Below are 26,181 nucleotides of genomic sequence, written 5' to 3' on the forward strand. Positions count from 1 at the left end.
CTTCTACCAAACGTTACAAAGAAAGCCCCCGCCGTGATCGTTCCTCCAGCCCTGCTGCACCCAGACGATCCGCAGCCCTTTGGCGTGGAAAACGTCGGGGGCACCTCCCCCATCCTGTTTGTGTCGGACCATGCGGGCCGGGCCATCCCCAAGCGCCTTGGAAACCTTGGACTGCCGGAGGAGGAACTGTCCCGCCACATCGGCTATGACATCGGCATCCATGGCGTGACGCGCGAACTGGCCCGAAATCTGAACGCCACCTACATCTTTCAGCCCTATTCCCGGCTGGTGATCGACTGCAACCGCCAGCCCGGCAAGCCGCAGTCCATCGTGCTGCAAAGCGATGGTACGGTGGTGCCGGCCAACGCCGCGCTTACGATCGAGGCCATTCGCCAGCGCGAGGATGAGATTATGCGCCCCTATCAGGACCAGATCGACTTGACCCTGAAGGCCCGCGCCGCCTCGGGTCAGCCGACCGTTCTTTTCGCCATGCACAGTTGCACCGACCGCCTGCGCACTGACCCACGCGATCGCCCGTGGCAGATCAGCGTGATCGCCGACCGCGACTGGCGGCTTGGTACGGCCCTGGTTGAGGTTCTGCGCGCGGAAACCCGCCTCTGCGTTGGCGTGAACGAGCCCTACACTGTCAACATGGCGATGGATTACACGGTCCCCCTCCATGCCGAGGCCAAGGGCATCCCCTATGTGGAGATCGAAATCCGGCAGGATCTGATCGGCGATGCCGCGGGGCAGGCCGAATGGGCGCGGCTGCTGACAGATCTGTTTCCGATGGCCGTCGCCCGCTCCGGGCTGGTGACCGAATGACTGGCGGGCAAACAGGGGCAAGGGCTGCGCTATCCTTGCAGGACCGGGTGCGCCGCGACCTGCCGAGCTTCACCGAGGCGGAGCGGCGCGTGGCCCATGCGCTGCTGGGCGAATACCCGATGGCGGGGCTGGAGACCGTGGCCCGTTTCGCCCGCCGGGCCCAGACGAGTGGCCCCACGATCCTGCGGTTCATCAATCGGTTGGGCTTTGAAAGCTATGCCGACTTTCAGAACGCGCTGCGCACCGAAACCCAGGCCCGGCTTCAAGGCCCGTTGTCGCGCTATGACCTGCGAGGGCAATCAGATGCCACTGCCAGCGAAGGCCTGGCCTTGGCGATGCGCCAGAATATCGAGGCGGCGGCCCGCGATCTGACCCCGATCCTGCCCGCGATTGTCGAACGGCTGGCCGATCTTGACCGCAAGGTCCTGTGCATTGGCGGCAGGTTCAGCTGGATGATCGCCGGGTATCTGCACGCCTACCTGCGAGAATTGCGGCCCAATGTCCGGCTGGTCCGCGACGGCAGCGCCTCATGGGCCGACGACTTGTTGGACGTGGCGCCCGGCGATATCGTCGTGGTCTTCGACTTCCGCCGCTATCAGCGCGACGTGCTGGAATTCGCCAAGGGTGCCGTGGCGCAGCAGGCCGAGATCATTCTGGTGACCGACATCTGGTATTCGCCCATTGCCGCGTTGTCGCGACTGGTCGTGCCTTGCCCGGTTGGCATCCCCAGCGCCTTTGACAGTGGCGTGACCGGGCTTGCCGTGGTGGAGATCATCACGGCCGCCGTGATCGACGCGCTTGGGCCGGGGTCCAAGGGCCGGATCGCCCGGCTGGAAGCCCTTCGCAAACCCTTCAACCTCGGGTCCTGATCCCGCCCCTTCAAAGGTCTGCCATGCAACACGACCCGCTGACGATGTTCACCTATATGGATCTGTCCGGTCAGGTCCGCGGCAAGGGCTTTCCCTCCAGTCAGATTGCGAAGCGTCTCAAGACCGGCATCGGTTGGACGCCCACGAACCTGATGTTCACCGCACTTGGCACCATCGGCCCCAGCGTCTGGGGCGCGCATGGCGACGTGATGTTCATGGCTGACCCTGACACCGGGGTCGAGGTCGACTATGGCGATGGCACCCCGGCAGAGCGGTTCTATCTGTGCGACGTGCAGAACACCGACGGCACAGCATGGGATTGCTGCCCCCGCAGCCTGTTGCGCGCGGCGGCTGACGCCTTGCTGGCCGAAACCGGGCTGACACTGAAAGCCACTTTCGAACACGAGTTCATCTATTCCGGAGCAAACTCCCGCACCGGCGACAACTACGCGCTGGATGCGATCCGCCGCCATGGTGCCTTTGGCGAGACCTACCTCGGCGCCCTGAAAACCGCCGGGGTCGAGGTTGACAGCTACCTCGCCGAATTCGCCGCCGGTCAGTTCGAGGTTACGGTGCCCCCCTTGGACGCGCTGAAGGCCTGCGACACCGCCGTGGTGGTGCGCGAACTGGCGCGCGCGACGGCTTACCGGCTGGGGCACGGCGTCAGCTTCTCGCCTCGCGTCACGCCGGATGGCTTGGGCAGTGGCGTCCACATCCACTTCAGCCTGTGGGATCAGCAGGGCAAGCCCGTCAGCCATGACCCTGCCCAGCCCTTTGGCATCAGCACCGTTGCAGGCCAGTTCCTGTCCGGCATCGTCCGCCACATGCCGGCGCTTTGCGCCTTCACCGCGCCCACGCCGGTCTCTTACCTGCGGCTGGTGTCGCATTCCTGGACCGGGGTCTGGTCCAACGTCGGCCTGCGTGACCGCGAGGCGGGCCTGCGCATCTGCCCGACCTTCGGCACCGATCCCGAGGTCGTCGCACGTCAGTTCAACTTCGAATACCGGGCGGCGGATGCCACCGCCAACCCCTATCTGCAACTCGCCGTGATCCTGCGGGCGGGGCTGGCCGGCATCCGCGAGGGCCTTGCCGCCCCGGAGCCCACCATGGAAGAAGACCCCGAAACTATGACGCCCGAGGCCCGCGCTGCCCGCCACATCGTGCGCCTGCCCACGTCCGCCGATGCGGCGCTGGCGGCACTTGCCGCCGACCCGGTGGTGCAAGGCTTCCTGCCGCCGCGCCTGTTGCAAGCCTATATCGCCAACAAACAGGCGGAATTTGCGCTGAGCCGGGACTGGACCCCGGCGGAAATCTGCAGGCGCTATGCCGAAGTCTATTGAGGGGGTGATCTGATGGGCAAGCTGGACGGCCGAGTGGCCATCGTCACGGGGGCTGCCACCGGTCTGGGGCGCGCCATCGCCCTGCTTTATGCCGCCGAGGGTGCCGATGTCGCCATCCTTGACCGCAACGGTCCGGGGGCCGCGACCGTGGCCGAGGCGGTCCGCGCCCTGGGCCGCCGCAGCACCTCGGTTCAGGTCGATGTCAGCGACGAGGCCAGCGTCACGGCCGCCATCGCTCTGGCCATCGAAGCTTTGGGGCCGCCGGATATTCTGGTGAACAATGCCGGGATCGCGACCGTCTCGCTGCTGGAGGACATGCAGACCGCGATGTGGGACGAAATGATCCGCGTCAACCTCTCCTCGGTGTTCTTCTGCACCCGGGCCGTGTTGCCGCACATGCGGGCGCGGCAGTATGGGCGGATCATCAACATCTCTTCGCAACTGGCGCACAAGGGCGGCGAGGGGATGGCACATTATGCGGCGGCCAAGGCGGGTGTGCTGGGCCTGACCCGCTCGCTGGCTTACGAGGTGACGCGCGACAACATCGCCGTCAACGCCATTTGCCCCGGCCCGCTTTTGACGGACATGCGTCTGCCGCCCGAATGGGCCGCCAAGAAGCAGAATGAATTGGTGATCGGCCGTCAGGGCCGGGTCGAGGAGGTGGCGCCCACGGCCCTCCTCCTCGCCACGGAAGAAGCCGCCTTCTACGTCGGTGCCACCTTCAACCCCAACGGCGGGGACATCATGGTATGAACGACCTTGACCTTGCCGGGCGACTGAAACGGATTCCGACAACAATCGCCTGCGATATCCTGAAGGATGCGGCGCTTGCCGAACGTTCTGCCCGGGGTCTGATGCCGATGACGCCAGAGGCGCGGATCGCCGGACCCGTCAGGATCATCGAATTCCTTCCCGGTCGCCCGGAGATACGCCACGCTGGTTCTCCTGCGAACTTCGCAATCATCGACGGGCTGCAGCCCGCCGAGGTGCTGGTCCTTTGTGCGGGCGGTTCGATGGCCGGGGCGGTGCTGGGCGACATGCTGGCGACGCGGGCATATTGTCTGGGTGGAGGTGGCGCGGTGGTCGACGGCGCGGTGCGCGACCTCGACGGGCTGGCGCTGGCTGGTCTGCCGGTCCATGCGCGCGGAGTGGCGCCGATGGCCGCCCATGCCACGCTGGTACCCTTTGCCAGCGACAGGCCCACACGCTTTACCGATGTCACGGTGATGCCCGACGACTGGGTGCTGGCCGACCGAGACGGCGTTCTGTTCCTGACCCGGGCCTTGGTCGATCTGCTGCTGGCCCGGGCCCAGACAGCGATGGCCAAGGACGAATTCTCGCGCCAGCTTCTGCTGCTGGGTTTCCCCCTGACAGAGGTGTTCCCGCTGCCCGCCGCCCTTGTGGGCCTGCTGGATACCTTTGTGGCCGAGGGCGCGATGCCACCTGCCGAGGCCATCCGAACCGCTCTTGCACGCAAAGGTTAACTGATGCCCCTTCTGGTCCTGTCCCAAAGTCTGCGCCACGTGGCCCGTCAGATGGCCTATGGCACCCTTCCCGTCCGCGATCTGGTCGAGGCGGCCTTTGCGCAGCATGATCCGTCGCTGGACGCCTACCTGTTCCCGGCTGAACCTTGCCATTCTCCGCAACGCCTGCGTCGTAAGTTTTCTGAGCCTTTGCGCGAAGAGCATTCCTGCCGCTCTGGATGCGCAGAGCCTGCCGGTTGGCCTGCAACGGATCGGCGTCCCCAAGACCGCAGCCGCGCTGCGGGCCCTATTACGTCATATCGAACCGATCCTTGCCAAGGCTGATGTCTGGCATCCCCATCCCCAGAACAGGTGACTCATGCAACGCCCCCAAGACGCCGCCCTGACCCGCTTTGGCCGATTTGACCCCAAGCGCACCTGCCTCCTGCTGATCGACACGCAAAACTACGTCTGGAACCCTCAGGTGGCCGAACGCCACCCCTATTTCGACGAACGTCTGCGCACGGTCGTCATGCCCAACCTGCGCCGCCTGCTGGACGCCTTCCGCGCCGCCGGGGGCGAGGTCATGTACACCGTGATGGAAAACCTGACCGCCGATGGCCGTGACCGCAGCCTTGACTACAAGCTGTCGAAATTCTTCATCGCCAAGGGTTCGTGGGAGGCGAAGGTGCTGGACGCCGTGGCCCCCGGGCCGGATGAGATCGTGCTGCCCAAGACCTCCTCCGGTGTCTTCAACTCGACCAACATCGAATACCTTCTGCGCAACATCGGGATCGACACGCTGGTGGTGACGGGCTTTCTGACCGACCAATGCGTCGACCACACCCTGCGCGACGCGGCGGACCGCGGCTTCTACCCGATCTGCGTCTCGGACGGCGTCGCCACCCATACCGAGGCCCGGCACGTGACCGCCCTTTCGGCCTTCGCCGGATACTGCCGCACCATGACGACCGCCGAACTCGTGGCGGAATTGACCGTGGCTTGACCACTGGCGCCGAAGCGGAGGACGACATGAGCGAACCCAAGATCACCGAAGCGACGATAGCGGCAGCCGAACGGCTGATGGGGCTGGCCTACACGCCAAGAGAGCGGGCGCAGATGCTGGACAATCTTGAGGGGCAGATTGCACAGGCCCGCGCGCGCCGCGCTGTGCCCTTGGCCAATTCGGTCCCGATGGCGCTGCGCTTTGACCCTCGGCTGCCGGGCTTCACCATGCCGCAGGGGGCCAGCCGGCTGAAGCTGTCCTCCATTGCGACAGCGTTGCCCGTCAGCGATGAAGACATCGCGTTCGCCCCGATTACCCAGCTTTCTATTTGGATCGCCCAAGGTACGCTCTCCAGCCGCAGACTGACGCAGATCTACCTTGACCGGATTGCTGCCCTGAACCCCAGGCTGGAATGCTTTGCCACGGTGACCGCCGACCTTGCCCTGGCCGAGGCGGATGCGGCGGACGCCCTGCTGCGCGCCGGGGTTAATCTGGGGCCGCTGCATGGGATTCCCTATGGCCTGAAGGACTTGTTCGACACCAAGGGCATTGTCACCGGTTGGGGGGCGGAGCCCTTCCGAAACCGGGTGCCCGATGCCGATGCCACCATCGTCAAGCGCCTGCGGGCTGCAGGGGCGGTGTTGCTTGGCAAGACCACCGTCGGGGCGCTGGCCTACAACGACATCTGGTATGGCGGCATCACGCGCAACCCATGGAACCTGAACGAGGGGTCAAGCGGGTCGAGCGCCGGGTCCGCCTCGGCCACAGCAAGCGGGCTTTGCGCCTTTGCCATCGGGACGGAAACGTTGGGGTCGATCACCTCGCCCAGCCAGCGCTGCGGCACCACGGGGCTGCGGCCCACATTCGGTCGGGTCTCACGCGCGGGGGCCATGGCTCTCTGCAACAGCCTCGACAAGGTGGGGCCGATCTGCCGATCGGTCGAGGATACTGCCATCGTCCTGTCCGCGCTGAACGGGGCCGATGCCAACGACCGCTCCTCCATCGAGGCCCCCTTTGCCTTTGATGCCGGCAACGGGATCGCGGGCCTGCGGCTTGGCTACCTGCCCGAGGCCTTTGGCGAAGGCGCTACCGAAACTGACGACGCCGCTCTCGCCGCCGCCCGCAGTCTGGGGGTCGAGGTTGTGCAGGTTCACCTGCCCGATTTGCCCTACGGCGCACTCTTGAACATCGTCTACGCCGAAGCCGCCGCCATGTTCGAGGATCTGACCCTGTCCGATCTGGACGATACCCTGACATGGCAGGGCGACGAGGCCTGGCCCAACACCCTGCGCAAGGCGCGCTTCCTGTCGGCGGTGGATCATGTGCAACTGGACCGGCTGCGCTATCTGGTGATGCAGGCGCTGGACGGGGTGTTCGCAGAGGTTGACGCCCTGATCGGACCCTTTGCGACAGGGCCCATGCTGATCGCCTCCAACTTCACCGGCCACCCCTGCCTGCACCTGCGGGCTGGATTTGAACATCTGGGCTCCCGCAGCCCCGCATCCCTTGGCTCCGGAAAGCTGAATGCGGGCACCGCAGAGGTCGATGGCCGCCGCTTCCGCGTGCCGCAGGGCATCTCGCTCTGGGGACGGCTGTTTGACGAGGGGACGATTCTGAACCTTGGGATGGCTTTGGAGCGCGCATTCGACGTCGTCGGCCAGCGTCCGGACTTTCCGTCATAGGGTGGAATGGCAGTGTCCCGCCCGATCCCGCATGGCGCAGAAGTGACGCGGCATTGGCAGAGGCGCCTTCCATCGTCATGGACCGTCTGCAAGCGCATCTTCTGGTGGTATCAAAACCATCCGCAAACCGAACCGTCGCAAACCTCACTGTGCAGCAGCACGTCCGGGCCTCGTTTACCCGGCTCACTCGCTTGACCTGAAGGAACCCCAAACCAGCGCCTGCGACGAGAACGGGCTTTCCCTCTCCCGTCAGCACTTCCAAGCTGTCGATCCGAGAAACCCCGAACGGGCAACGCCTGAACCTCTCGCGCTGTGATTTGCTCGGTTTGAAATTGCGCAAAAACGACAGGCCCGGTCGGAGAAGCTGCTCAGTGTGTGTCGCGTCACATGAGGGAGCGCTGCGCTTTATGGGCAACGGTCAATGCTAAGGACCGAGGTTCGGCCCACACACGCTTCCATCCCTTGACCCTTGTCCGCTTCCGCGGTGGCTTTTTGCCGTGATGCATCCAGCCAGCAAGCCTTGGGATAAAACACCGGATCCGGATGACAGGTCTGCTTGGCAAATACCGAACAGGCGGTGCGATGCCCTGCCTTTGAGCTTGGTCAGATGAGGCACGGCCGCCCCCATTGCCGATGCGTTGACAGGCCAGATTTGCCGTGCTTGCATAACGACTTGACGGAGATCAGGCGTACCGCGCCCGAGGAGATGACGATGGCCGGATTTGGTCCCTTCGATTTCGACAGCAAGCAAGAGGTGCTCGACAATTCGATCCGCTACTGGAACCCGGACAAGACGCGGTTCTGGCAGAACGCCGGGATTGATCTGGTGATGGGCAAGCGCGAGGGGTATTGCATCTATGATCTGGATGGGCGCCGGCTGATTGACCTGCATCTGAACGGCGGGACCTACAACCTTGGCCACCGCAACCCGGAACTCGTGGCCTGCCTGAAGGACGCGCTCGACTATTTCGACATGGGCAACCACTGGTTCCCCTCGGTCGCACGGGCCGCCCTGTCTGAAGCGCTGATCAAGGTCAGTCCCGGCATGACCTATGCCGTCTTTGGCGCTGGCGGGGCGGAGGCGGTTGATATCGCCATTAAATCCGCCCGCTACGCCACCAAGCGGCGCAAGATCGTGTCGATCATCAAGGGCTATCACGGCCATGGTGGTCTGTCGGTGGCGACGGGGGATGAGCGGTTCTCCAAGATATTCCTGTCCGATCAGCCGGAGACATTCGTTCAGGTGCCCTTCAACGACATCGGCGCTATGGAACAAGCTCTCGCCTCCGGCGACGTGGCTGCGCTGATCATGGAAACCGTCCCCGCGACCTATGGCTTTCCGCTGCCGAACGACGGTTATCTTCCCGCCTGCAAGGCGCTTTGCGAGAAATATGGCGCCCTCTACATCGCGGATGAGGTGCAGACCGGCATGATGCGCTGCGGCCAGCTTTGGGGCTGGCAGACCTATGACATCCAGCCCGATATCATGGTCACTGCAAAGGGTCTGACCGGCGGGATCTATCCGATTTCCGCCTGCCTTTTGGGCGAACGTGCCGGTGGCTGGCTGAACGAGGATGGGGCCGCCCATATCTCCACCTCGGGCGGGGCGGAACTGGGCTGTGTGGTGGCGCACAAGGTGCTGGAAATACTGCACCGGCCTGAAACTCTTGCCTCGGTTCAGCGCGTTACCGACTTCTTCCGGGGTGCCATGGCCGACATGATGCACCGCCATGGCGATATCTTTACCGGCGTGCGCCAGCGTGGGGTTGTCTTGGGGCTGGAGTTCAACCATCCGCAGGGCGCGATGCATGTCTCGCGCGCCCTTTATGAAAACGGGATCTGGGCGATCTTTTCCTCGCTGGACAAGCGGGTGCTGCAGTGGAAACCCGGCGTGCTGCTGACGCCCGAAATGTGCGCCGAGATCATGGAGCGTTTTGAGGCCGCCATGCCCCGCGCGCGGGAGTTGATGGCGGCAGCATGACCGACTTCGACCGGCTTTCCCACGATGACCAGCTGCCGATCCTGCTGGACCTGGCCGTCAAGGCCACGGCAAACTTCGCCCTGCCGCCCGGCCTTTCGGTGCGGCTGATCAACCTGTCCGAAAACGCCACCTACAAGGTCGAGGCGCCGGATGGCCAGCGTTGGGCCCTGCGCATTCATCGCGGCGGCTATCATTCCCGTGCCGCCATCGCGTCGGAACTGGCGTGGCTGCAGGACCTGCGGACGCGGCAGGTGGTCATCACCCCCGCCCCGGTGCCGGGCCGCGATGGTGAGATCATTCAGGTCATCGGCCATCCCCGCATGTCCGAGCCGCGCCACATCGTCCTGTCGCACTGGGAAGGTGGGGCGGAGCCGGGTATCGGCGAGGACCTGTCGCGCCCGTTTGAAGTGCTGGGAGAGGCGACAGCGCGGATGCATCGCCACACCCGCGACTGGCAGCGGCCAAGCTGGTTCACCCGCCCAGTCTGGAACTTTGCCACCTCCTTGGGCGACACTCCGCATTGGGGCCGTTGGCGGGATGGCATCGGCGTCGATGCGGAAAAGGCTATCCTGTTTGAACGCACGGCAGCCCTGATCGAACGTCGCCTTGCGGCCTATGGTCAGGGTGCGGACCGGTTCGGCCTGATCCACTGTGACCTGCGGCTGGCCAATCTGCTGGTCGATGGCGGCAACGTGAAGGTGATTGATTTCGACGACTGCGGTTTCGGCTGGTATATGTATGACGCGGCAACCCCGGTTTCGTTTTACGAACACGAACCACAGGTGCCCGACCTGATCGAGTCCTGGAAGACCGGCTACCGCAGGGTCATGCCCTTGCCCGCCGTTGACGAGGCGGAAATCCCCACGTTCATCATGCTGCGCAGACTGCTTCTGGTGGCTTGGATCGGCTCGCATTCCGAAACCGAATTGGCCAAGTCGATGGGGCTGCCCTACACGCTTGGCAGCATGGCACTGTGCGACCGTTACCTGTCGGCGTTTGGCTAAGCCAAAGCTTCCAGGCTTTCCGGCAGGATTTGGCCGCCATCGACGATGAGCGTCTGGCCGGTCACGTAGGCGGCCTGTTTCGACGCGAAATACAGCGCGGCCTGGCCGATGTCAGCGACCGTTCCCAGCCGTTTCAGCGGGACGGACGCGGCCATGGAGGCCTGATAGGCCGCTCCCATCGCGATCAAGCCCTCGGTCAGGATATTGCCGGGAAGGACGGCGTTGACGGTGATGCCGTAGCGGGCAAGCTCGATGGCAGCGGTGCGCATAAAGCCCAATTGCCCGGCTTTGCTGGCTCCATAATGGGTCCAGCCAGGATAACCCGTGACTGGCCCCGTGATTGACGAGGTGAGGATGACGCGCCCCTGATCCGAGACTTTCAGATAGGGGATCGCCGCTTGCACGGCGAGAAAGGTGCCTTTGAGGTTGGTATCGGCCACCGTGTCCCATTCAGCCTCGGTCATCTCCTCCAGCCGCGCTTGCGGGAAAATCCCGGCATTGGCACAGAGAACATCAATGGCACCAAGGCGCCCGGCCACCTCAGCAAAGGCAGCGCGCAGGCTGTCGCCAGAGGTGACATCTGCCGCAACCCCGATGGCCCCGCCTCCGATCGAAACTGCTGTTGCCTGCGCCTCGGCCTCGTGGCGTGACAGGACGGCAACCTTGGCCCCGGCATCAGCAAACACCTGCGCTATGCCCCGACCGATGCCTTTGGACCCGCCGGTCACAACCACGGCCCGACCTTGCAGCGATTGCGTCATTGTCGCCTCCGTGAATGCAAAGGGGGCAGAGGTTGTCCGCTGCCCCCGGATGTCACATGCGCCTGATCAGGCCTCGTCATTGACCATATGCCCGATGTTGGCATAGCCCGTCGGATTGACGCCTTTCAGGACAAATCCCCAGACCAGACCGACGACGATGATCGCAAGGCCGATGTAGGGAATGCTGGTGGCAAAGCTGTTGGTGCCGCCCAGTGTCGCCAGATTGGCGATCAGGGTGTAGACCAGCCAAAGCTGCACGACAAACGAGATGGCCGGGGCGATCAAAGTGGAGAAGGCGCTGCCGCCCCCGTTCTTGCGGAACCATAGGATGATGGCGACCGAAACCACCGCTTGCAGCACCAAGAGAAGCCCGGTGCCCAGAACGGCAAACAGCGTATAGACGCCAAGCCAGGCCTGCGCCGAAGGGTCGTCAAAGCCGTAGCCCAGGCCGTACAGAATGACCCAAGCCGCCGCCAGAACGCTTTGCACGGTCGAGGCTTTGTGCGGGCTTTTGTGGTGGTCATGGGTTTCCGCCACCACCTTGGGCAGCACACCCTCCCGCCCCAGCGAGTAGATGTAGCGGGCGGTCGTGTTGTGGAACGCCATGCCGCAGGCAAACGAACTGGTCAGGATCAAGAGCGACATCAACTCAAACGCCCAAGTGCCGACGAAGCCTTTGATCGGCGTCAGGAAGAAATCGACGCCGTCCGAGAAGGCGGTTGCGGCCATGTCGGCTTGGGTCGGATAGGCCGAAACGGCAGCCCAACTGACGATGACGTAGAAAAGACCAAGCCCGATCACGGAAAGCAGCAGCGACCGCGGGATGGTCTTCTTCGGATCGCGGCTTTCCTCGGCATAGTTCGGTGCCATCTCGAATCCAACCCAGGACCAGAAGGCCATGAAAACGCCGACAGCCGCCGCCCCGACCGGGATGACGACAGTGCCGACAGTCTGCGCCGCCAGCGGCGTGTAGACTTTGAAGACATTCAGCGAGTCGAGCGAAAAGCTTGTGCCGCTCTTGGCGGTCGCCACGCCGATCACAAAGACGATGAGCATGATCACCTCGGCCACCAGCGCGGTGCCCAGAACCTTGACCGACAATTTCACGTCACGGTAAGCCAGAAGGCCGATCAGAACGATCATGATCAGCGCCAGCACCAGCCACGGCACGTTGATGCCGAAGTGGTCGCTCAGCCACTTGTTGCCGAAGAAGGCGAAAAGCCCGGCCAGAGATGATTCAAACACCGAATAGCAGGCGAGCGAGGTAAAGCCTGCCGACATGCCGACCTCACGCCCCAGCCCCTGGCTGATGAACGCGTAGAATCCGCCAACCGACGACACGCGCGACGCCATCGCAGCATAGCCCACCGAGAAGATCGTCAGCACGATCGTCGCCAGCAGGAAGGCCGCGGGGGTGTAGGTTCCGATGCCGTAGCCCGCCGCGAAGGGCACGTTGCCCAGCATCGCAGACATGGGGGCGGCCCCGGTGACGGCCAGGAACAGCACGCCCACCAAGCCCACCGCCTTGCCTTTAAGTTTGTTCACATCGGCGCGCGACGATATGTCGATGCCGCCAGTTCCATTGGTTGTGTCAGCCATTTTCCCCTCTTCCCGTTGCCAAAGCCCATGTCCGACCCTTGTTCCCAGGGTTTGAACCGGATGCTGCTTCATGAAAGTTAAGGGCAATGCGGCCAAGTCACCAAGGCTTTCCTGCGCGCGCGCCTGAGATTAGTGCAGGCCAAGGATAGTGAGTGCCTCATTACTGGTCATCACATGGCAATAGATCATGTTGATGATCTCCAACTCATGGTCATGCAGCGCGTGTGAGCCTGCGGCGCAGCAATCCTCCAGCACGATCACGGCAAAACTTTCATCGGCCAGACTGCGCACAGTCGAGGAGACGCATTGGTCGGTAAAGATGCCCAGATTGTGCAGGATCAGCCGCAGGTTGGTGCCGGTCAGGGCAGAGTCGGTGGTCTTGGTGATCTCGATCTCGTCGCTTACCGGCTGCAATTCCGGCACGATCTGCGACGGATCGCCTGCTTTGGGCAGCAACAGGTTGTTCCAGCCCGGCAGTTTTTGTGACAAGGACCTATCGCGGCCATCACGCGTATGGCAGGCAATGCGCACGAACAGGCATTCGATCCCCGCCGCCCGCGCCTTGGCCAGCAAGGCCGCCGTACGCGGTATCACTTGACCATGCATCCTGTCATGGAACGGCGTCCAGGCATCGTAGGCGGCCTGTTCCGGCGGTGACAGACTGGCGCGGTCGGGGCGCTCCAGATAGGTGTTCTGCACGTCGATCACCAGAATGGCGGTTTCGGCATGCTTCAGGACCGGCGTTTCCGGTTCGGGCGCATTGGCGTAGTAGATCGAGCGATAGGCGGTTTTCCAAGTCATCGAGACCTCAATAGCGGGCGGCAAAGAGGCCGCGTTTGACATAGATATCTGCGGCTTCCTCGATGAAAGCGGCGATTTGCGGGGCGGCATACTGCGCCCGCAGCTGGGCTGCTCGGTCGTAAAGCTCCTGAGCAGAGCGTGCCCGCCCCGGCCGCAGCAATTCATAGGTCGACATGATCAGATCCTGCGGCACCCCCACCAATTCCGCCGCCCGCCCGAAGTTCAGCGCCAGCGTGGCGCGGCCCGCGTCGGCGGCGATCTCGGCCTGATCCTGCAGGGCCTTGGGTGTGATCTGCAAATCCTCCATCGTCACCTCACCCGCCAGCACCGCCGCAAGGGTGATGTCCTGCAGGGCCAAGCCCCGCTTGCCCCGAATCTCTTCGGGCCGGGTTTCAGCCAAGGGGTAATCCTGCACGCCAAGTTTGCTCATCGGGGCGCCTCCAGAAAGGTCAGGTCGATTTCTTCGGGTGCAGCCCCTTCCTCGATCAACCCGGTCTCGATCGCATAGATCATTGCCACCCGTGCGTGATACCGCGAGCCCATCGCCTCGCCGCGCGTTGGCACCACCACGGGCTCGGGCGCCTCGCCCAAGGCATAGGCGGCGGCGTTCCGGCCAAATCCGGCGTAGTGTTCCAGCCGGGTGATCGGCGCGTTGGAGAAGAGTTCAAGGTTGTTGTGCGGCAAACGGCTGGCGGAATGGATCACCGCCGTGCCCTTGGCCTGAATGCCGATACCGATGCCAGACCCCGACAGCCGCGCCGCCGTCAGGCCCAGAAACGAGGTATCCGCTGTATGCCGCAGCCGCACCACCCGAGCGCGAAGGCCGCGAGAGGTGATGCCATCGACCATCACCCGCAGCACATCGGACAGCTTGTGGCCCGCCGTGGTCTGGAACAGTTTGAGCCCGAAGGCCGGGCTGATCCCGATCACCACCTCGTCCCGCGCAGCCCCGACCGCAGCCGCTCCCGCCACCGCATAGGCAATCCGCCGTGCCTCGGCCTTCTCAAACTGCGCTTCGCTGCGCAAGACTTCGCCCTGATCCAGAAGATCGCGGATGTCGTTGACCTCCAACCGCCGCGCCTCGGTCATGGCGTAACCGCTGCCGGGGCCAAGGTATTCGTTCGGATCGTTGATCGCCGAGATCACCCTGCCGCCACGCACCATGGCTGAAGTTTGCAGATAATCGCCCGAAACCCGCAGCTTGACGACGTTCAGCAGGTTCTCGGCCTCCTCAGTAAAGCCGCGCTTGGCCAGCGCCTTGATCACCTCGATCACCGTGATGTCCCGCGCCTTGATCGCGTCAGAGATCGGCGCCACTTCCCCGGGGGTAAAGCTGCGCGTCTCTGCCGACCCCGACGCCACGATCACCGAAGCCTTCATGTCCGCCGACGGCACAGCCAGCCCCAGCTCCTCCAGCACCGCCGAGATGGCGGCCACCGCCCGCGACCGCAAGTCCAGCGCCCGATGTTCGGCCAAGGGGGTCAGCCCGCCATCCGCCTCGAAATCGCGCTGCAGGACCAGATAATCCTCCATCTCCTCAGCGTTGAAAAGCGAGGGGTTGAAGGAATTGTCATAAGCCGGGATCGATCCGAAGCCGGAACAGATCAGGTCCGACCCCGCAATCAGATAGGGCAGAATTTTCGCCCCGACCCGGATCTCGGATTCCGAGGATCGCGCATCGTTGCCGCTGGCACATTCCAGATCAAGCCAGACCGCGATCAGGTTTTCTGCCATCAGTTCGCGCACACCGCCCGGAACGGTGGCGGTCAGGGGTGCCCCATCAATGCCGCCGTTCTGGGTGCCCTGCACCCCCATGCCGCGTTGCAGGCAAAGACACCGCGCCTCAAGGTACAAAAGCGTCTTGGATTCATGAAACCCCATCAGCAGTTCCGACCCCGCGCCCGAAGTGCAGCGCATCTTGATCCCGCGTGAGGCATAGGCGGCGGCGAGAAACCCCTTGGACCACGGTGTATCATCGCCATCGGTAAAGCTTTTCTCGGTGCCATAGACCGAAACCGTCTCGGCATAGGACGTGAACCCCGCCATACCGATCCGCAGTTCCTCCGCTTCCTCGCTGGAGCATTGGAACAGCACACCCCAGCGCCCGACGGCAGCCCCCACGGCGCAAGCCATCGCGTTGGACCAAGCATTGCGCGAGACGCGCATCGTGGTTTCCACCTCGTCAAAGCCATAAGCCACGGCCACGGCGGCATCGGCGGCCAGTTGCAGCGGGTCGTCCTTGGCATTGGTCACATGCGCTTGATTGCCCGGTGTCTTGCGCGCCCGCATCTTGGAATAGGCGAAGGCAATCTCCAGCGCATTGAGCCGCGAGACCACATCCGCCAGCTTGGCTGGCGTGCAGCCTCGCGCCAGACGCACCAGTTCCGCACGCGGCACGTTCATGTCCACCAGCATCCGCGCCAACAAAGCGGAGTCCATGGCCATCGCTTCCTCGGCCACCACTGGGTCAAGGTGGTGGCGGGCAATGAAGGCGTCGATCATGTCGAAATCATGCGCCAGCACGCCATCCATGCCCGCGATCTTGCCCTGGGCCACGGTGACCCCCGGTTTGGGGTCGGCCGGGCTGCGGAAGGCCGAAAACCCGTTGGCCGGGTCCTCACGCGCGAACTTGTCCAGCCGCAGGGGCCTTTCGTCCCACTCGGCAAAGCGCCGCCAGCGATTGGGAAGGGCCGTCTCGGTCGCAGCAGTTGTCGCAGAGTCCGTCATGGCGTCACCTCGGCCTGCAGCCTAGGTCCGGGCCTTGACCCGCGTCAATCCGGACCTGCGACGGCATTGCCAGTTCGCAGGAGTTCAGGTCTATTCGAGGCAGTTCTCACCCAGAAGGGCCTCGCCATGATCCTGCAAGACCGTGTTGCCATCGTCACCGGGGCCGGCTCTGGCATCGGCCAGGCGGCGGCCCGCATCATCGCTGCCGAAGGCGCTGTGGTGGGCGTCGCCGACCGCAACCCGACATCCGCCCAAGAGACGGTGGCGTTGATCCAGGCTGCCGGTGGCCGCGCCGAGGCGCTGGTGGTGGACCTGACCGACGACGCGGCGCTGACCGCAGCTTTCGACGGCTTCATTGCGGCGCAGGGTCGCATCGATATCCTGCACAATCATGCGGGCGCGCAGGTCGAGGGCAATCTGGAGCAGGTCAGTCTGAAGGGCTTTGACACCTCTTGGGCCCTGAACGTGCGCGCCCATTTCCTTGGCGCGCGGCTGGTGATGCCGCACATGCGCGCCGCCGGAAAGGGCGTGATCGTGAACACCTCCTCCAGTTCCGGTGTGCTGTATGACCGTGAGATGATTGCCTATACCACCACCAAACATGCTGTCATCGCGATGACCAAGCAGATGGCTGGCGATTATGCGCGCTTTGGCATCAGGGTGAATGCCCTGTGCCCCGGCTGGGTCGACACCCCCTTCAACGCCCCGTTCATCGCCCAGATGGGTGGCCGTAGCGCGGTTGAATCTTATGTGCGGGAAAAGGTCCCCATGGGCCGCTGGGCCAAAGTTGAGGAAATTGCCGAGGCCGTGCTGTTTCTGGTTTCCGACCGCTCCAGCTATATGACCGGCCAGATCCTGGTTGTGGACGGCGGCGAGACCGTTGCTTGAGACCGGCCAAGGTCGCGGACCGGATCGGATGTGCCTCGGCCGATGGGTTGCAACGTGACCCTATTCTGCCTCGGGGCGATGTGTGCGTCAGAACATTATTTTGGCTGGAATTCGGCGGTGGGCACTGCCTTGTTCCGTCGGGTGCTGCATGCGCCTTGCCAAGCCAGCGTCGGACCGCCTTACGCCCCATGTGCCGGTTGCGGAGCCGCTTTGACCCAAAAGGGCAGCCCCGGCCAGCGCCACTTTGACGGACTTCGGGGCCTTGGCGAAGGTCAGCACCCCAGCCTCGGCACCCAGACATGTTGATCCTTTGGAACAGTCCTTTCACAACCTGTCTCGCTTTGCCCACCGGCCCGTCGCCGAGCCGCTGACGCAACGGCTTTTGGAGATGAAGCAGGTTACGGCACGACGACCCGTCCGAAGGGCGCGCCAGAGCTCTGCAAGCCACCGGCGGAGGCGCGCAAGGCACTGGGGGCGCAGGTTGACAAAATGGCCGCCAATGGGTTGCGGATGCTGGCTCTGATCTGGGCTGAGGCTCTGCCCGAGACGCAAGCGGGCTTTGTGTTCTGCCATCACGGGCTCACGTGGGGGGCAACCAGATCGTGATGATAACAGGGGATTAAAGGCGGTTTTGCGACCCAAGATCGCCATGGCAGTAGTCCTGCCAGTGCGGCCGCGACCCTGCTACGGCGGTCTTCTCGCCTCCGATTGAGGCAATCTTCGGCCCTGCCGCCCCGTTGGCTGACTTTGGCGCATGCCGCAGCGTTCGTTTGCACCGTGGCACTCCGCCAAGGGAACCAAACCCGGCGCCAGACGTTCCTCGACATATATTCAGAGAGGACTGCCATGCCAGCGAAATCCATCGCCCAGCAAAGGGCCGCCGGTGCCGCCTTGTCGGCCAAACGCGGCGAGACGAAGGTCAATGCCTTGAAGGGGGCCGCGCAAGAGATGGAATCTACAATGACCGAAGAGGAGCTTGAGGCCTTGGCTGCGACACCCCACAAAGGGTTGCCCGACCACAAGGCCTAAGTCCGGTTTAAGGAAGGCGATGCGAAGATCAGGCCGCCAATTCCGTCTGTCTTGGTCGCGCGTCCGATCGGTTTGGCGGGCCGGCTTTGGGCGGGCTGATCGGGGCTTGCCATAGCCACCGCGCTTGATCTGGCAAATCTGGGTTTGAGGGTCCTTGCGACAGCATCGGCGCCCAAGAATTTGGCACCGGCACCCGGTTCTACGCCTGCAGAGGACTAGGATATTGCTCCGTGGGATGACCCGACTATCCGGCAGCACAGCATGACGTAAGGTTGGTCGCGGCATTGATAGTCGGAAAAGGTCGGCCCAGTCCCATCACTCTTAGGCCCTAGTTCGCTGCGGCTGGGTTTCGTCACAGGTGCCGCAAACGCTCGGATCGTCGGACACGTCTACATGACGACAGAGCTTGGGTAGCGAAATTCCTTACCCTGCTGTGGGTCCGCCCGCACGCTGTCGCCCGGTTTCAGTCTGGTATCGCCCAAAGCGCGCGCCAGCATGGCGCCCAGTCCCTCCACCTCCAGATGGACGATGGCATCGGCGCCAAGATGCTCGACGTATTTTACCCGGCCCAGCCAACGACCATCGACGCCCAGCAGCACATGTTCCGGCCGGATACCGTAGGTCTGGCAGCCCATCTCCTCGGCCACCTTGCCTTCATACAGATTCATTCTCGGGCTGCCGATAAACCCCGCCACAAAGGGCGTCGCGGGGGAGTTGTACAACTCCATCGGCGAGCCCACCTGTTCGATCTTGCCGCCATTCAGGACGACGATCTTGTCGGCCATCGTCATCGCCTCGACCTGATCATGCGTCACATAGATCATCGTGGTCGCAAGCTTGGCATGCAGTTCGGTAATCTCGATCCGCATCTGGCTGCGCAAGCTGGCATCAAGGTTCGACAGAGGCTCATCGAACAGAAACACCTTGGGGTTCCGCACAATCGCCCGCCCAATCGCCACCCGTTGCCGTTGCCCGCCTGACAACTCCTTCGGCTTGCGGTCCAACAGCTTGTCCAGCTGCAAGGTCGCCGCCGTCGCCTCGACGATCCGCGCAATCTCATCCTTCGGCATTTTCGCCAGACTAAGCCCGAAGCCGATATTCTGCCGCACCGTCAGATGCGGGTACAAGGCATAGCTTTGAAAAACCATCGCAATGCCGCGCTCGGACGGTTCCGCCTTGCTAACCTCCACCCCGCCGATGTGCAGACTGCCCGAAGTCGCCGTCTCCAGCCCCGCGATGATCCGCAGCAGCGTCGATTTCCCGCAGCCCGATGGCCCGACGAACACGCAGAACTCGCCATCCTTGATTGTCAGATCAATCCCCTTGATCACATCCACCGCGCCGAAGCTTTTGCGGATGCCCGTCAAGACCACATCGGCCATGTTTTACCCTTTCACGCCGCCAGCGGTCATGCCGGCCACGATTTGTCGGTTGAAGAAGATGAACACGATCAGCGGCGGAATCGTCACCAGCAGGATGTTCATGAACAAGAGGTTGAACTGGGTGGAGAACTGGCTTTGGAAGTTGAAAAGCGTTAACTGCACCGTCACATTCTCCTTCCCCGGCAGGTAGTAGAGCGGGTTGGTGAAGTCATTGAAGATGGCAATCGACTGCACCACGATCAGCGTCACCGTCACCGGTTTCAGCAAGGGCAGGATCACCTTCAGGAAGATCTGCAAGGGCCGCGCCCCGTCAATCCGCGCCGCCTCGTCCAGATCGCGGGGAATGGTGGCGATGAAGCTGCGGTACAGAAGGATCGAAAACGCCAGCCCATAGGCCACCTGGATCAGCACCATGCCCCAGATCGTCTTGAACAACCCCAGCCCCTGCAAGACCCAGATCGTCGGCACCACGGCAGGCGGGATGATCAAGCCAGCCAGAACGCAGCCATAAATCACCCGGTTCCACGCTGATTTGCGCCGCTGCAACACATAGCCCACCATCGCGCCGAACAGGATCAGCATCGAAACCGCGCCGATGGTGATGATGCTGGAGTTGAAATAGGCCAGCAAAAGCATGTAGTTGCGCGTCGACACCACATCGACCAGATTCTGCCAGAACAAGAACTGCAAGGGCCAGGTGAAATCCAGATGTGACGCTTGCGCCTTGTCCTTGACCGCTGTGAAGGCGATGAACACGAACGGCGTCACGAAGATCACCAGCGCCACCACCGTGGCGATGATCCCGGTCCAGAACTGGCGGCGGGTCACAGATCCACCTCTTTGCGGTTCAACTGCCAGGTCAACGGCAGCATGATGAGGGCGATCAGCAGGAACAGAATGACGTTGCCTGCCGTGGAAAGCCCGTAGAACCCGGCCTGATATTGCTTGTAGATGACGCTCGCCAGCACGTCGGACGAAAAGCCCGGCCCACCTTTGGTCATCGCCCAGATCAGATCGAAACTGCGCAGGCCGCCGATCAACGACAGCGTGATCACCGTCACGGTCGCGGGCCGCACCAAGGGCACCGTCACCCGCCAGAACTGCTGCGTCCGCGTCGCCCCGTCTATCCGCGCCGCCTCGTAATAATCCGGCGAGATCGCCGCCAACCCCGCGATATAGATCAGCGTCGCCAGTCCGACACCCTTCCACAGATCGACCAAAGCCACCGAATACAGCGCCAAAGACGCATCTGTCAGCCACCCCGGCCCATGAATGCCAATTGCCGCCAACCCCACGTTGAACAGCCCCTTGGTCGGATGCATCAGCACCGAAAACGTAATCCCCACACCAATCGTCGACACCAGCACCGGGAAGAACACCACCGTCCGCAGAAAGCTTTGCCCCCAGATTCCGCTCGTCAGCAGCACCGCCAACAACAGCCCGCAGACCGTCTTGGTGGCAGAGGTCAACACGGCGTAGATTACCGTGTTGCGCAGCCCAAGCGTCAGGTTCTGTTCGGAAAAGAACTGCCGGAAATTGTCCAGCCCGATGAAACTCGCCGTATACAGGTCCCACCGCGTCAGGCTGAACCACAGGCTCGCCACTGTCGGCACCAGAAACAGCGTCACGAACACCACCGCTGCCGGCAGCACGAACCAATAGGGATAGGGCGATCTTTGCACGGGTCACCTCATAAGAGCCCCCGCCCGGTGCCTCGGGCGGGGGAAAGCCAGCCTACTGGGGGAGCTTACCAGTTCGGCAGGCCCAGTTGTTTCGCTTGTTTCTCGACGTCCTGGTCATACTGCTTGGCGCCATCGGCAGCCGAGGTGATGCCAGAACCCACAGCCACCGTGATCTGCTCAAGGTTCGGCCCCTTGATCGGCGACAGGAATTCCAGTGCCGGCACCGTGCCGCCATCCTTCTGGAAGTAGGGCAGCATATCCGCGACCGAGGCCGGAACGTCCTTGGGCAGCGCGCAATCCTTGATCAGGTAAGGACCGGTCGCGCCATTGGTGGCCTCCATCAACTCGCACCCTTCCTTGGAGGCGACGAAGTTGAAGAAGTCTTTCACCACATCCAGGTTCTTGGTCGAGACCGGGGCGTACAGCGAGGTCGGCATCCACACGGTCAGCCCGTTATGCGTCGCATCGTCGCCGGGTTGTGCAAAGAAGCCCACGTCGTTGATATTGTCCGGCTCGTTCTGCTTGACCGAGCCTAGACCGAAAGTCAGCATCGGATAATGCGCCGCTTCGCCCGTCGCCACCATCTTCATGCCGTCGTCAAACTTGGCGGCACCGAAGTCGGGGTTCAGGTAACCCGCCTTGAACACATCCTGCAGATGCTGGAAGCCCGCCATCGCCGCCGGGGTCGAGGCGTACTTGGCCTTGTTGGCGGTGTAGTCGGCGGCAAAGGTCGGGTCTGCCTGCGCCACGTTGTAAAAATCGGCCAGCACGAACAACTGGCTGGACCAAGTGTCGCCATAGGTCTGCGCCACTGGCACCTTTCCCGCCGCCTTGATCTTCTCGTTGTTGGCCATGAACTCGGCCCAAGTGACCGGAACCTTCAGGCCCAGGTCGGCATAGATCTTCTTGTTATAGTAAATCCCGCCGCCCATCGCCGGCCCGAACGGAATCCCCCGAACCTTGCCGTCGGTCGAGGTGACCACCGGCTTGAAGCTGTCGATCACATTGGCCTGCCCCGGAAGGTCGGTCAGGTCAGCCAGCGAGACCTCAGGCTTCAGCGCCTGAAACAAGGACCCGGAGTTATAGTCGAAAATATCTGCCATCTCGCCGGTCGACAGCCGGGTTTTCACCAGATTGTCGCCATCGGCACCACCCGGACGCTGTTCGACATCAAAGGTCACATCCGGATGCTTGGCCGTGTAGGCCTTGGACAGGGCGTCAAAGCCGGCCAAAACCTCGGCGTTGTTGTCCAAAAGCACAGAAATCGTCGTAGCGGCCTGCCCGAGGCCGGCGGTCAGGGTAAAAGCCGCCAGAAGCGCGGCGCTGGGAATAAGTCTCATGGTCGTGTCTCCTCCACTGAACCAGTTTTCGATCCACGGGGGTTGATCCCCTGCGGCAATTGCTTTGCGTCAGACGCGGAAGGTGATCTCGTGCAAGCCGGACCCAAGGGTCAGACCGCCGACTGGAATTTTCACCGGTTGGCCCGCCACGGTGACTGCCGTGTGCGCCGGGTTCTGCGCCAGCCGCCCCACGCAGCCCTGCGGCAGGTTGATCTTGTAGATCACCTTGTCGCCCTCCAGGCTCCACCCGGCCTCGATGCGGCCGTGACGGCAGTCATGCCAGATTGCCACCGGTGACAGCGCGGGCAGGATCAGCGGGTCGAGTGTCACCACATCAAACCCCGGCGCCTCTGCTGTTGGCGCAACTCCGGCCACCCCTTCAAACAACCACTGACACACTGCGCCATAAGCGTAGTGGTTGTAGCTGTTCATGTCCGGATCATAGATGGTGCCATCTTCACCCAAGGCATCCCACCGCTCCCAGATCGACGTGGCCCCGCGCTCAACCTGATAAAGCCAGCCGGGAACCTTGCGGTTCAGGAAGATCTTCTCGGCCAAGTCCGCCATGCCATGCAGCGTCAAGGCGGGCAGCAAAGCAGGAGTGCCGATAAACCCGGTCCCGATCAGCCCATCCGCATCCTCGACCACCTGCCGGAAATAGCGCTTGCCCGCCTCGTAGTACTCCGGCGGTACCAGTCCGTAGAGGAACGCCAGCGACCACGAGGTCATGTCATTATGCGCGATCCGCCCCGAGGGTGAGAAATACTCGTGCTTGAATGCCGCCTTGATCTCGTCCGCCCGGGTCGCCAGCCTTGCCGCTTCCTCCGTCTCGCCAATCACCAGCGCGATCTTCCGCGCAAGGTCGGTCGAGATGAAATGATACAACGTCGCAGCACAATCATCCGCCACCGTGGGCCGGGGCTTCCTGTTGTCCCCAACCGGCTGCAGCCAATCGCCAAAGGTAAACCCATGCGCGCCCCACAGGGATGGAGGCCGGATGATCGGCCCGTTCGAAATCCCCCACAGATACCCCAGCCATTTCAGCATCGCCGGGAAGCATTCCTTCAACACCCCGACATCGCCATACTGCAGGTACAGCTGCCACGGCATCACGGTGATCACATCGCCCCAGCCCGTCGAGCCAGCCCACTCCCCACGCCCCGGAACCGGATGCAACCGCGTCGGGTCCGGCGAGAAATGCGGCACTGCGCCATCCGGCCGCTGATCGGCCATCACGTCGCGCAGGTACTTCTTCAGGAAGGCTTCCGAATCCGCCAGCCAGCAGGCCGTGCCCGCAAAAACCTGCGCATCCCCAGTCCACCCCAACCGCTCATCGCGCTGCGGGCAATCCGTCGGCACCTCGATGAAGTTCGACCGCTGCGACCAGATCGTGTTCAGCACCAGCCGGTTGACCGCCGGCACGCCGCAGGTGAACCCGCCCGCCTGCACCGGAACCGAGGAAATCGGCACCAATTCAATCTTGCTGACCACGGCAGAGCCCGACACCGTCACCCGCGCATAGCGGAACCCCATGAAGGTGAACAACGGCGCGTAAGTCTCCACACCGCCCTTGGTCGTGTAAATCACCTCCGCCCGGGCCGAGCGATAGTTCCGGTTGTCCCACGTCCGCCCCGGCCCCATCACTTCCGAGTGCTGCACATGCACCACCGCACCCGCCTCACCCTCGACCGTGAAGCGCACATAGGCGCCGCAGTTCTGGCCGAAGTCGTAGACAGTCGCCGTGCCATCCGCCCAGCTTTCCAGCGCCGGAAGCGGGGTCAGTTCTTTCACCGCGCCGGTTTCATGCGGCACCAACAGGCCCGGATCGAACGCCAAAGCCTCGACCCCGGCGCTGTCGGAAAGACCGATCCGGGCATCATAATCCTCGCCATAATAGATGCCGGATTTGGTGATCGGCAGCAGACCCGAGACCCATGTCACGTCTGTAGCCAACAGCATGGCACCGTCGGCCTCCACCTCGGCCAGCGCGCCAATCCGGTCGCCGTAGCAGTTGTAGATCGGCGCCGCCGCCCACATCAACTGGCTGCGCCACCAGCCATCACCCAACCAGATCTCGATCCGGTTCGAGCCTTTCCGCAAAAGCCCTGCAATCTCATAGCTTTGATAGGCCATCCGGTCGTCATAGCAGGTCCAGCCCGGCGTCAGCAGATCGTCGCCCACCCGCACGCCGTTGACAAACGCCCGGTACAGCCCCTGCGCCGTCACATGCAGCATCGCCGTCGCGGGCACGGTTTCCAGCACAAATTCCTTGGCAACAAAGCTGGCCTGCGTGCCCACGCCCTTGTCGGCCAAGGGGGCAATCATCTGTCCGGTCCAGCCGCGCGCAGGGTGCAAGTCTCCGGCCGCAGAAGTGCTGCGGTTCAGCCCATCAAGGCTCATCTGACGTCTCCTCCCACGGGTGCGCAAATCTCGACTCACATCGTCCGCGATTCTGTGCACCGTTCTACGTAGAACATTCTACAGCTTCGCTTGCGGTGCAAGTATTTTGTGAGTACCCTTTGCAGAATGGGGTCAGCACATGAATGAAGCCAAACCAATCGGTCGCGTGACGATCCGCACCGTTGCAGAAGATGCCGGGGTTTCCGTTGCCGCCGTCTCCAAAGTCATGCGCAACGCTTACGGCGTCTCCGAAGCGCTGCGGCAAAACGTTCTGGAGTCGATCGAGCGCCTCAATTACCGCCCGTCCAACGCCGCGCGGGGCATGCGCGGCCAGACCTACACGCTCGGCGTGGTGCTGGTTGGCATCGACAACCCCTTCCTGCCGCAAGTTTTTTCCGGCATCGCCTCGGTGGCAGAGGCCGCTGGCTACAAGATCCTGATGGGCGTAGGGGCTGCCCACATGCCGATGGAAGCCAGCTTGATCGAACAGATGATCGACAACCACATGGATGGCATCGTCATGGTTGCCGCCCAACTGGCCGGCAAGTTGATGGAGAAATACGCCCGTCAGATTCCGATTGCCGTCATCGGCCATCATGAGCCGAACGCCCAAACCTTCGACACCGTCAACGCCAACGATGCCGAGGGTGCCCGGCTGGCTGTCCGCGCATTCGTCGCGAAGGGCTACCGCGACATCGCCATGCTCTCGCTTGGCCCCCACCGTCCCGGCGATCAGTACGACGTCGCTCCCCAGCGCGAAATCGGCTTCCGCGCCGCTATCGCCGAGGCCGGTCTGGGAGAAGCGAAGATCCACCGTTTTGACAATCTCGACGCCGCCCGGCTTGGGAAGATCACCTCTTTCATCGCAAGTCCCGATCGTCCACGTGCGCTGTTCGTCTGGTCTGACCTTGATGGCATCCCGGTTCTGAACGTTGCCCGCCAGATTGGCCTGCGCGTGCCGGAAGACCTTGCCGTCATCGCCTACGACAATTCTCCGGTCGCGGCCCTCCCGCTGATTGACCTCGCCAGCATTGATCAGGCCGGTTACCGCCTTGGCCAGTTGGCCGCAGAGGCCCTGTTGTCGCGCATCGGCGGGCGCACCTCGGCCCAGCATGTCCTGATCGAGCCCAGCCTGACAATTCGCTCCAGTTTCTGACCTGCGTTCACGGGGTGCCGCAAATCCGTCGTCACATGGCAGAGCTTCGGCGCAAGCCCTCAGCCCGATCGGCCGCGGCAGGACCACACGGGCAAAATTCACCCTGTGTGTCATTTGTCGATGTTTCGCCAGTGCGGTGGGCATTTACCGAAGTGACGGGCGCGAACGCGCGCCCCAATCTGCCCAGCAATTCGTCGGACTGTTCCGCTGAAATCGGTCCCGTGACGATTGCCGGGCCGTCAAGAA

23 protein-coding genes are annotated in these 26,181 nt (G+C 63.0%); 13 read left to right on the top strand and 10 right to left on the bottom strand.

Features of this window, described 5'->3' with window-relative positions:
• The first annotated feature begins 33 nt into the window (after nucleotides 1-33).
• The 10 genes from AC1Y2B_RS15595 to AC1Y2B_RS15640 all read left to right on the top strand — a co-directional run bounded on the left by AC1Y2B_RS15595 (nucleotide 34) and on the right by AC1Y2B_RS15640 (nucleotide 10,170).
• The gene (locus AC1Y2B_RS15595) at nucleotides 34-825 is read left to right on the top strand and encodes an N-formylglutamate amidohydrolase (protein ID WP_482254028.1); all 792 of its coding nucleotides are present in this window, start codon (nucleotides 34-36) and stop codon (nucleotides 823-825) included.
• Nucleotides 826-872: 47 nt separating this feature from the next.
• Nucleotides 873-1,694, top strand: coding sequence for a MurR/RpiR family transcriptional regulator (locus AC1Y2B_RS15600; protein WP_482254029.1), 822 nt, complete (start codon nucleotides 873-875; stop codon nucleotides 1,692-1,694).
• Nucleotides 1,695-1,717: 23 nt separating this feature from the next.
• Nucleotides 1,718-3,034 (top strand): type I glutamate--ammonia ligase, encoded by a 1,317-nt coding sequence (locus AC1Y2B_RS15605; RefSeq protein ID WP_482254030.1) that lies wholly within the window; start codon nucleotides 1,718-1,720, stop codon nucleotides 3,032-3,034.
• A gap of 12 nt (nucleotides 3,035-3,046) precedes the next feature.
• A complete protein-coding gene (locus AC1Y2B_RS15610) occupies nucleotides 3,047-3,787 on the top strand; it encodes an SDR family NAD(P)-dependent oxidoreductase (RefSeq protein WP_482254031.1) in 741 nt (246 codons plus the stop codon).
• Nucleotides 3,784-4,518 carry an RraA family protein gene (locus tag AC1Y2B_RS15615; protein WP_482254032.1) on the top strand — a complete coding sequence of 245 codons (735 nt, stop codon included), beginning with the start codon at nucleotides 3,784-3,786 and terminating at the stop codon, nucleotides 4,516-4,518. Before AC1Y2B_RS15610 ends, AC1Y2B_RS15615 begins: the two co-directional genes overlap by 4 nt.
• Nucleotides 4,519-4,624: 106 nt before the next feature.
• Complete coding sequence (locus AC1Y2B_RS15620; protein WP_482254033.1) at nucleotides 4,625-4,873, top strand: hypothetical protein; 249 nt, start codon at nucleotides 4,625-4,627, stop codon at nucleotides 4,871-4,873.
• Between the two features lie 3 nt (nucleotides 4,874-4,876).
• A complete protein-coding gene (locus tag AC1Y2B_RS15625) occupies nucleotides 4,877-5,503 on the top strand; it encodes a cysteine hydrolase family protein (protein WP_482254034.1) in 627 nt (208 codons plus the stop codon).
• A 26-nt stretch (nucleotides 5,504-5,529) separates the two neighbouring features.
• A complete protein-coding gene (locus tag AC1Y2B_RS15630) occupies nucleotides 5,530-7,185 on the top strand; it encodes an amidase (protein ID WP_482254035.1) in 1,656 nt (551 codons plus the stop codon).
• 712 nt (nucleotides 7,186-7,897) lie between these two features.
• A complete protein-coding gene (locus AC1Y2B_RS15635; protein WP_482254036.1) occupies nucleotides 7,898-9,166 on the top strand; it encodes a class-III pyridoxal-phosphate-dependent aminotransferase in 1,269 nt (422 codons plus the stop codon).
• Nucleotides 9,163-10,170: a phosphotransferase enzyme family protein gene (locus AC1Y2B_RS15640; protein ID WP_482254037.1), complete on the top strand. Its 1,008-nt coding sequence runs from the start codon at nucleotides 9,163-9,165 to the stop codon at nucleotides 10,168-10,170. Before AC1Y2B_RS15635 ends, AC1Y2B_RS15640 begins: the two co-directional genes overlap by 4 nt.
• On the opposite strand, the gene fabG is transcribed toward AC1Y2B_RS15640, so the two are convergent.
• The 5 genes from fabG to AC1Y2B_RS15665 all read right to left on the bottom strand — a co-directional run bounded on the left by fabG (nucleotide 10,167) and on the right by AC1Y2B_RS15665 (nucleotide 16,058).
• Nucleotides 10,167-10,931 carry a 3-oxoacyl-ACP reductase FabG gene (fabG, locus tag AC1Y2B_RS15645; protein ID WP_482254038.1) on the bottom strand — a complete coding sequence of 255 codons (765 nt, stop codon included), beginning with the start codon at nucleotides 10,929-10,931 and terminating at the stop codon, nucleotides 10,167-10,169. The genes AC1Y2B_RS15640 and fabG overlap by 4 nt on opposite strands.
• 66 nt (nucleotides 10,932-10,997) lie before the next feature.
• Entirely contained in the window at nucleotides 10,998-12,530 is a 1,533-nt protein-coding gene (locus tag AC1Y2B_RS15650; protein ID WP_482254039.1) for an APC family permease, read from the bottom strand.
• Nucleotides 12,531-12,659: 129 nt separating this feature from the next.
• Nucleotides 12,660-13,331 carry a cysteine hydrolase family protein gene (locus AC1Y2B_RS15655; RefSeq protein ID WP_482254040.1) on the bottom strand — a complete coding sequence of 224 codons (672 nt, stop codon included), beginning with the start codon at nucleotides 13,329-13,331 and terminating at the stop codon, nucleotides 12,660-12,662.
• 7 nt (nucleotides 13,332-13,338) lie between these two features.
• The gene (locus tag AC1Y2B_RS15660) at nucleotides 13,339-13,761 is read right to left on the bottom strand and encodes a diol dehydratase small subunit (protein WP_482254041.1); all 423 of its coding nucleotides are present in this window, start codon (nucleotides 13,759-13,761) and stop codon (nucleotides 13,339-13,341) included.
• Complete coding sequence (locus tag AC1Y2B_RS15665; protein WP_482254042.1) at nucleotides 13,758-16,058, bottom strand: propanediol/glycerol family dehydratase large subunit; 2,301 nt, start codon at nucleotides 16,056-16,058, stop codon at nucleotides 13,758-13,760. The genes AC1Y2B_RS15660 and AC1Y2B_RS15665 overlap by 4 nt, the downstream gene beginning before the upstream one ends.
• A 126-nt stretch (nucleotides 16,059-16,184) precedes the next feature.
• Between AC1Y2B_RS15665 and AC1Y2B_RS15670 the strand changes: the two genes are divergently transcribed.
• Nucleotides 16,185-16,946 carry an SDR family NAD(P)-dependent oxidoreductase gene (locus tag AC1Y2B_RS15670; protein ID WP_482254043.1) on the top strand — a complete coding sequence of 254 codons (762 nt, stop codon included), beginning with the start codon at nucleotides 16,185-16,187 and terminating at the stop codon, nucleotides 16,944-16,946.
• An 846-nt stretch (nucleotides 16,947-17,792) separates the two neighbouring features.
• Nucleotides 17,793-17,975, top strand: a complete 183-nt coding sequence (locus AC1Y2B_RS15675) for a DUF3008 family protein (protein ID WP_482254044.1) — start codon at nucleotides 17,793-17,795, stop codon at nucleotides 17,973-17,975.
• A gap of 389 nt (nucleotides 17,976-18,364) precedes the next feature.
• Here the strand turns inward: AC1Y2B_RS15675 and AC1Y2B_RS15680 are convergent, their stop codons facing one another.
• The 5 genes from AC1Y2B_RS15680 to AC1Y2B_RS15700 form a co-directional block, all read right to left on the bottom strand.
• A complete protein-coding gene (locus AC1Y2B_RS15680; protein WP_482254045.1) occupies nucleotides 18,365-19,357 on the bottom strand; it encodes an ABC transporter ATP-binding protein in 993 nt (330 codons plus the stop codon).
• A 3-nt stretch (nucleotides 19,358-19,360) separates the two neighbouring features.
• Nucleotides 19,361-20,185 carry a carbohydrate ABC transporter permease gene (locus tag AC1Y2B_RS15685; RefSeq protein WP_482254046.1) on the bottom strand — a complete coding sequence of 275 codons (825 nt, stop codon included), beginning with the start codon at nucleotides 20,183-20,185 and terminating at the stop codon, nucleotides 19,361-19,363.
• Nucleotides 20,182-21,039 (bottom strand): carbohydrate ABC transporter permease, encoded by an 858-nt coding sequence (locus AC1Y2B_RS15690; protein ID WP_482254047.1) that lies wholly within the window; start codon nucleotides 21,037-21,039, stop codon nucleotides 20,182-20,184. Before AC1Y2B_RS15690 ends, AC1Y2B_RS15685 begins: the two co-directional genes overlap by 4 nt.
• Before the next feature lie 65 nt (nucleotides 21,040-21,104).
• Complete coding sequence (locus AC1Y2B_RS15695; RefSeq protein WP_482254048.1) at nucleotides 21,105-22,379, bottom strand: ABC transporter substrate-binding protein; 1,275 nt, start codon at nucleotides 22,377-22,379, stop codon at nucleotides 21,105-21,107.
• A 69-nt stretch (nucleotides 22,380-22,448) separates the two neighbouring features.
• Nucleotides 22,449-24,779, bottom strand: coding sequence for an alpha-L-rhamnosidase (locus AC1Y2B_RS15700; protein WP_482254049.1), 2,331 nt, complete (start codon nucleotides 24,777-24,779; stop codon nucleotides 22,449-22,451).
• Between the two features lie 139 nt (nucleotides 24,780-24,918).
• On the opposite strand from AC1Y2B_RS15700, the gene AC1Y2B_RS15705 reads away from it, so the two are divergent.
• Entirely contained in the window at nucleotides 24,919-25,935 is a 1,017-nt protein-coding gene (locus tag AC1Y2B_RS15705; RefSeq protein WP_482254050.1) for a LacI family DNA-binding transcriptional regulator, read from the top strand.
• Nucleotides 25,936-26,181 lie beyond the last annotated feature (246 nt).

Source organism: Stagnihabitans sp. (genome assembly GCF_964946895.1).

Excerpts from the sequence above, each read along its gene's own strand:
- AC1Y2B_RS15665 (WP_482254042.1), bottom strand. The coding sequence starts at position 16,058 with ATGACGGACTCTGCGACAACTGCTGCGACCGAGACGGCCCTTCCCAAT.
- AC1Y2B_RS15680 (WP_482254045.1), bottom strand. The coding sequence starts at position 19,357 with ATGGCCGATGTGGTCTTGACGGGCATCCGCAAAAGCTTCGGCGCGGTG.
- AC1Y2B_RS15670 (WP_482254043.1), top strand. The coding sequence starts at position 16,185 with ATGATCCTGCAAGACCGTGTTGCCATCGTCACCGGGGCCGGCTCTGGC.
- AC1Y2B_RS15675 (WP_482254044.1), top strand. The coding sequence starts at position 17,793 with ATGCCAGCGAAATCCATCGCCCAGCAAAGGGCCGCCGGTGCCGCCTTG.
- AC1Y2B_RS15655 (WP_482254040.1), bottom strand. The coding sequence starts at position 13,331 with ATGACTTGGAAAACCGCCTATCGCTCGATCTACTACGCCAATGCGCCC.
- AC1Y2B_RS15695 (WP_482254048.1), bottom strand. The coding sequence starts at position 22,379 with ATGAGACTTATTCCCAGCGCCGCGCTTCTGGCGGCTTTTACCCTGACC.
- AC1Y2B_RS15640 (WP_482254037.1), top strand. The coding sequence starts at position 9,163 with ATGACCGACTTCGACCGGCTTTCCCACGATGACCAGCTGCCGATCCTG.
- AC1Y2B_RS15705 (WP_482254050.1), top strand. The coding sequence starts at position 24,919 with ATGAATGAAGCCAAACCAATCGGTCGCGTGACGATCCGCACCGTTGCA.
- AC1Y2B_RS15630 (WP_482254035.1), top strand. The coding sequence starts at position 5,530 with ATGAGCGAACCCAAGATCACCGAAGCGACGATAGCGGCAGCCGAACGG.
- AC1Y2B_RS15635 (WP_482254036.1), top strand. The coding sequence starts at position 7,898 with ATGGCCGGATTTGGTCCCTTCGATTTCGACAGCAAGCAAGAGGTGCTC.
- AC1Y2B_RS15620 (WP_482254033.1), top strand. The coding sequence starts at position 4,625 with ATGATCCGTCGCTGGACGCCTACCTGTTCCCGGCTGAACCTTGCCATT.
- AC1Y2B_RS15650 (WP_482254039.1), bottom strand. The coding sequence starts at position 12,530 with ATGGCTGACACAACCAATGGAACTGGCGGCATCGACATATCGTCGCGC.
- AC1Y2B_RS15625 (WP_482254034.1), top strand. The coding sequence starts at position 4,877 with ATGCAACGCCCCCAAGACGCCGCCCTGACCCGCTTTGGCCGATTTGAC.
- AC1Y2B_RS15615 (WP_482254032.1), top strand. The coding sequence starts at position 3,784 with ATGAACGACCTTGACCTTGCCGGGCGACTGAAACGGATTCCGACAACA.
- AC1Y2B_RS15610 (WP_482254031.1), top strand. The coding sequence starts at position 3,047 with ATGGGCAAGCTGGACGGCCGAGTGGCCATCGTCACGGGGGCTGCCACC.
- AC1Y2B_RS15700 (WP_482254049.1), bottom strand. The coding sequence starts at position 24,779 with ATGAGCCTTGATGGGCTGAACCGCAGCACTTCTGCGGCCGGAGACTTG.
- fabG (WP_482254038.1), bottom strand. The coding sequence starts at position 10,931 with ATGACGCAATCGCTGCAAGGTCGGGCCGTGGTTGTGACCGGCGGGTCC.
- AC1Y2B_RS15605 (WP_482254030.1), top strand. The coding sequence starts at position 1,718 with ATGCAACACGACCCGCTGACGATGTTCACCTATATGGATCTGTCCGGT.
- AC1Y2B_RS15660 (WP_482254041.1), bottom strand. The coding sequence starts at position 13,761 with ATGAGCAAACTTGGCGTGCAGGATTACCCCTTGGCTGAAACCCGGCCC.